This is a genomic window from Planomonospora algeriensis, assembly GCF_977012225.1.
The window spans coordinates 1-1,746 of the sequence record NZ_CDRNDK010000797.1 but is presented as its reverse complement, the minus strand read 5'-3'; the positions used below and the strand labels follow the sequence as shown (position 1 = coordinate 1,746).

1 protein-coding gene and 1 pseudogene are annotated in these 1,746 nt (G+C 75.7%); both read right to left on the bottom strand.

Translation table 11 applies throughout. From position 1 onward, the window contains the following. The coding region (locus ACWJ6R_RS35870) for a serine/threonine-protein kinase (protein WP_449066467.1) at positions 1-794 on the bottom strand (794 nt) is incomplete at its 3' end. 234 nt (positions 795-1,028) lie between these two features. Next, positions 1,029-1,746: pseudogene (locus tag ACWJ6R_RS35865) on the bottom strand (serine/threonine-protein kinase); the annotation flags it as partial.

Genomic DNA, 1,746 nt, shown 5'->3' with positions numbered 1-1,746 from the left:
CCGGCGCCGGGCCTCCAGCCGGAACGGCAGCAGGCCCGCGGGCGGCCGGCGGCCGGGTCGCGGGCCAGGCACTCCCGCAGCAGCGGCTCCAGCCAGGACGGCACGTCGTCGAGGTCGGGATCGTGGTGCACGACCCGGTAGCCGACCGCCGAGGCCGGGCCGGTGCCGTACGGGTGGCGGCCGGTCGCCGCGTAGGCCAGCGTGGCGGCGAACGAGAAGACGTCGGCCTCCGGCCCCGCCCCGCCGCCCTCCAGGACCTCCGGCGCGAGGTAGCCCGGCGTGCCGAGGACCGCCCCGGAGGCGGTGACCCCGGCAGAGTCGAGCAGGCACGCGATGCCGAAGTCGATCACGACCGGCTCGCTGCCGTCGCAGATGACGTTGGCGGGCTTCAGGTCGCGGTGGACCACCCCCGCGGCGTGGATCGCGGCCAGCGCCTCGGCCAGGCCGCGCGCCAGCCGTACGAGATCGTCCCCGGCGACCGGGCCGTCGGCGGCGACCACCGCGCCGAGCGGGCGGCCCTGCACGTAACGGGTGGCCAGGTAGGGACGGTCGCCGTCCAGTGAGGCGTCGAGGAGCTCGGCCACATGCGGGCTGCGCACCCGGCGCATGGCCTCCACCTCGCGGGCCAGCCGGGCCAGAGCCGTGCCGTCGGCCGCCACGTGCGGGTGCAGGACCTTGACCGCCGCCGTGCGCCCCTCGGGGTCCAGCGCGAGGTGGACCTCCCCGAAGCCTCCCGCCCCCAGCGGCGAGAGCAGTCGGTACGGCCCGCAGTGCCCGTCGTCCGGCGCTCCCATGCGACTCCCTCCGGCGGCTCTCCCTCATCGTCCCCCAGGGAGCGCGGGATCGCACGGGGCGCGGGCAAGAAACCCCCCATCTCCGGACACGGAACCCGGGCCGAACGGCACCGGCCCGCCGTCTCCGGCACAAGGGACGGTCATCGGACTCCTCCGCACGAGGAGACCTCCGCCTCCGGCCGCGGGGAGGATGTCATTTCCAGGGGACCTCCGCCTCCGGCCGCGGGCAGGAGGTCATTTCCAGAAGGACAGGAATCCGAGGCCCACGCTCTTGAGCAGGTCGTCCACCAGGCCCCCGATGAGGTCCAGCGTGCCCATCGCGGTCTCGTTCGCCTGGGCCTTCCAGCGCGTGGTCAGCGCGTCCACCGCGACGGACGGCGGTCGCCACGGGTCGAAGGACGGGCTCATCCCCAGCGCCGCCATCACCGCGAAGAAGGCCAGCGTGCCCAGGACGATCGTGGTCACCATGGCGGCGCCCGGACTGCGGATCACCCCGGTCAGCGCGCGGGAGACGGCTTTGCGGGGCTTGCCCCCGCCGGGCAGCACGAACAGCCCGGCCACGAAGGCGCCCGCCGCGTAGGCGGCGGCCTGGTCGGTGCCCATCTGGCCGATGTAGACCAGCGCGCCCCAGACGCACATGCCGAACATCGCGGCCAGCGGGCCGGTGAGCAGCGTCGCCGTCGCGGCCTTGAGCAGCGCCCACGGCGTGCCGACCAGCATGAGCAGCGGGTCGGAGGGGCTGCTGCCCCGCACCGAGCGGCGCTCGGCCAGGTCGCCGAAGAGGTTCTCGCCCACCCGGAGGCAGAGCACCGCCACCAGCGCGATCGCGCTCACCGCGACCGGCAGCACGCAGGCCAGCGCGACCACGATCACCAGCAGCAGCGCCGCGGCCAGCGGGTGGCCGGTGCGGTACGGCGGGCGGGCCTGCCGCTCCGGGGCGGGCGGGGTGTGC